The 4,137-nt window shown below is 67.7% G+C and carries 1 pseudogene; it reads left to right on the top strand.

The features are described from left to right. Positions 1–4,137, top strand: a pseudogene (locus A5708_RS21035) (amino acid adenylation domain-containing protein); the annotation flags it as partial.

Below are 4,137 nucleotides of genomic sequence, written 5' to 3'. Positions count from 1 at the left end.
CAGCACCGTCACGGACAACCAATAACGCTGCCGGCCGGGGGCACCTCGTTCGCCCGCTGGTCGGCGCTGCTGGCCGAACACTCCCACACCGCCGCGGTAGTCAACACGGCGCAAACATGGCGACAAATCGCCAACGCCCCCGCAGGGCTGCCCACAGTCCAACCCGACGTCGACACCTACGCCACTGCCGGGCAGCTGAGCGTGCAGCTGGACAGCGAAACCACCCAAACCCTGCTCGGCGAGGTGCCCGCGGCGTTTCACACCGGCATCCACGACATCCTGCTCATCGCACTCGGGTTGGCGGTCGCGGAGTTTTCCGGCACCCACCAGACACCGATCGGCATCGACGTCGAAGGCCACGGCCGCGCCGAAGACCTGGCCGCCGACGTGGACCTGTCACGCACCGTGGGATGGTTCACCACCAAATACCCGGTCGCCCTGGGCGTCGGCGGGCTGGCCTGGGCGCGGGTGATCGCCGGTGACGCGGCGCTGGGCACCGTCATCAAGGACGCCAAAGAACAGCTGCGCGCCCTGCCCGAGCCCCTGACCTACGGCCTGCTGCGCTACCTCAATCCCGACGCCGACCTGCCCGAGTCCGACCCGCCGATCGGCTTCAACTACCTGGGACGGCTCGGCGGGCCGCCAGCCCAGCACGCGAGCCATCTATGGCGGATCAGCAACGACGGCTTGTCGGCGATCGCGGCGGCCGTGGCGGTCGCCATGCCGCTGAGCCACACCGTGGAACTCAACGCCGCCACCGAGGACACCGGCTCCGGCCCGCTATTGCACGCCACGTGGACCTGGGCGGCCTCCGCACTGGACCACCCCCAGATCAGCCGCCTCGCGCAGCTGTGGTTCGACGCCCTGACCGGCATCTGCGCCCACGTGCGCGGCGGCGGCGGCGGACTCACGCCGTCGGACGTCACACTTGCCGGGCTGAGCCAGCAACAGATCGACGAGCTGGAGCGGCAATATGCGGATCGCTGACGTTTTGCCGCTGACGCCCCTGCAGCAGGGACTGTTCTTTCACGCCAACACGGCGACGGGTAACGGCGACGATGTGTATGCGTCTCAGCTGGACATCACCGTGGCCGGCACGCTCGACTCCGACCGGTTGCGCCACGCGGTACAGACCGCGATCAACCGCCATCCCAATCTGGCGGCCCGCTTCTTCGAACGGTTCGGGGAGCCGGTGCAGATCATCCCGGCCGATCCCGCACCGGGATGGCGGTACGCCGACCTTGTCGCCGATGACGGCGAAACGGACATCGATGAGCAGATCCGGCAGATTTGCGCAGCCGAACGCGCCGCGGTCTGCGATCTGGCCGGCGGGCCGGCCTTCCGGGTGGCGTTGATCCGCACGGCCGACGAGCACTACCGATTGATACTGACCAACCACCACATCGTGCTCGACGGCTGGTCGCTGCCGATCCTGCTGCAGGAAATTTTCGCCGCCTATTACGGACAGCGACTGCCCGCAGCCGCGTCGTATCGGGAGTTCGCCGCCTGGCTGGCCACGCGTGACCTGGAAGCCGCCCACACCGCGTGGCGTTCGGTGCTGGCCGACTTCGATACGCCCACCCTGGTCGGCCCGGCGAATCGGTTGGGACTCGGCCGTCGCGGGGTCGCCTCATCGCGGCTGTCCGTCCACGTCACACAATCGCTGAGCGAACTGGCCCGCTCCCGCCACACCACCGTCAACACCGTGCTTCAAGCCGGTTTTGCACAACTCCTGACATGGCTCACCGGCCAGCACGACGTCGTGTTCGGCACCGCAGTCTCGGGTAGGCCGGCCGAGCTGGCCGGTGCCGAATCAATGGTCGGCCTGTTGATCAACACCGTGCCCGTGCGGGCGCGCATCACGCCGACCAGCACCACGGCCGACCTGATCGATCAATTGCAAGCCGCCTACGCCGACACGCTGGACCACCAACACCTGGCGCTCAGCGAAATTCACCGCATCACCGGTCACGATCGGTTGTTCGACACCTTGTTCGTGCTGGAGAACTATCCCGTCGACACCGCGGCCCTGGTCGGGGGCGACCACGAGCTGGCCATCACCGAGTTCACCGGCCGCGAGTACAACCACTACCCGCTGACCGTGCAAGCCACCCCGGGCCACCAACTGGGGATTCGCACCGAGTACGACACCGACGTGTTCGACGCCGACAGCATCCAGGACCTGATCGACCGGTTCCAGCGGGTGCTGGCGGCGATGACCACCGACCCGACCCAGCGGTTGTCGTCGATCGATTTGCTCGACGCCGGTGAGCTTGCCCGGTTGGATGCCGTCGGTAACCGCGCCACTCTGACCGGTTCGGGGCCGCCACCGGTGTCGGTTCCGGCGCTGTTCGCCGACCAGGTGGCCCGCGCTCCCGAGGCGGTGGCGGTGACCTTCGAGGGCAACTCGATGACTTATCGCGAACTCGAGGAAGCCGCTAACCGGTTGGCGCGCTTCCTGATCGGCCATGGCGTCAGCGCCGGGCAGCGGGTGGCGGTGCTGTTGGAGCGTTCGTCCTCGGCCATCGTCGCGATGCTGGCGGTATTGAAGACGGGCGCGGCTTACCTGGCCATCGACCCGGCGTTGCCGGGCGCGCGGATCGGTTTCATGATGGGTGACGCCGCACCGGTGGCCGTGGTCACCACGACAGACCTCCGTGACCGGGTAGCCGCCCGCGATTTGCTGGTCATCGATGCTGACGACCCCGGCGTCGACGCCCAACCCGGCACGGCATTGCCGGGGCCGGGTCCCGACGATATCGCCTACCTGATCTACACCTCGGGCACCACCGGCGTGCCCAAAGGCGTGGCCATCACCCATCGCAACCTGACCCACTTGGCCGATTCACAGCCCAAAGCTTTGCCCAACGAACAGGTTTGGACGCAGTGCCATTCCTACGCGTTCGACTTCTCGGTGTGGGAGATCTGGGCGGCGCTGCTGACCGGTGGGCGGTTGGTGGTAATACCCGACGCGGTGGTGAACTCCCCGCCGGACTTCCACTCCGTGCTGGTTCGCGAACGGGTCAACGTGTTGACCCAGACTCCGTCGGCGGTGGGGGCGCTGTCGCCGGAGGGGCTGGAGTCGACGGCGTTGCTGCTCGGCGGTGAGGCGTGTCCGGCCGAGGTGGTGGATCGGTGGGCGCCGGGACGGGTGGTGGTCAACGCCTACGGCCCAACCGAGACCACCGTGTACGCGTCGATGAGTGTTTTGAGGGCGGAGGCGGGGACGCCGCCGATCGGCTCGCCGGTGCCGACCGCGGCATTGTTCGTGCTGGACGGGTGGTTGCGTCCGGTGCCGGTCGGCATGGTGGGTGAGTTGTATGTCGCCGGTGCCGGCGTCGGGGTCGGGTACCTAGGTAGGGCCGCGCTCACCGGATCCCGTTTCATAGCGTGTGCCTTCGGTGCGCCCGGAGCGCGGATGTATCGCACCGGGGATCTGGTGCGGTGGCGCGCGGATGGACAGCTGCACTACCTCGGGCGCGCCGACGAACAGGTCAAGATCCGCGGTTACCGCATCGAACTCGGCGAAATCCAGGCCACGCTGATGGCATTGGACGGCGTCGGCCAGGCGGTGGTCATCGCCCGCGAGGACCGCCCCGGTGACAAGCGGATCGTCGCCTATTTCACGGGTATCGCCGACCCCACCAACCTGCGCACTCGGCTGGCCGAGCGGTTACCGGCCTACATGGTGCCGGCCGCGGTCATTGGCATCGCGGCGCTGCCGCTGACCCCCAACGGGAAACTCGACACCCGCGCCCTACCGGCGCCGGATTACTCGGGGAACGGGTATCGCAGCCCGGCCACTCAGGTGCAGGAGATATTGGCCTGCATTTACGCCGACGTTCTGGGACTCGACCGGGTCGGCGTCGACGACTCGTTTTTCGATCTGGGCGGGGACTCGCTGTCGGCGATGCGCCTGATCGCCGCGATCAATACCGGCCTGGATACCAATCTTTCGGTGCGCACCGTGTTCGAGGCACCCTCGGTGGCCCAGCTGGCCCCACATATCGCTACCGGTGGGGGTCGGTTGGAGCCGTTGGTCGCCGGTGCGCGCCCGGCGGTGGTGCCGTTGTCGTTCGCCCAGCAGCGGTTGTGGTTCCTTGACCAGTTGCAGGGCCCCTCGCCGGTGTACAACAT

It is taken from the genome of Mycobacterium colombiense (assembly GCF_001672755.1).
GTDB classification, from domain to species: domain Bacteria; phylum Actinomycetota; class Actinomycetes; order Mycobacteriales; family Mycobacteriaceae; genus Mycobacterium; species Mycobacterium colombiense_C.
The sequence above is the reverse complement of the archived record's forward strand: the minus strand, read 5'-3'. Positions and strand labels throughout refer to the sequence as shown.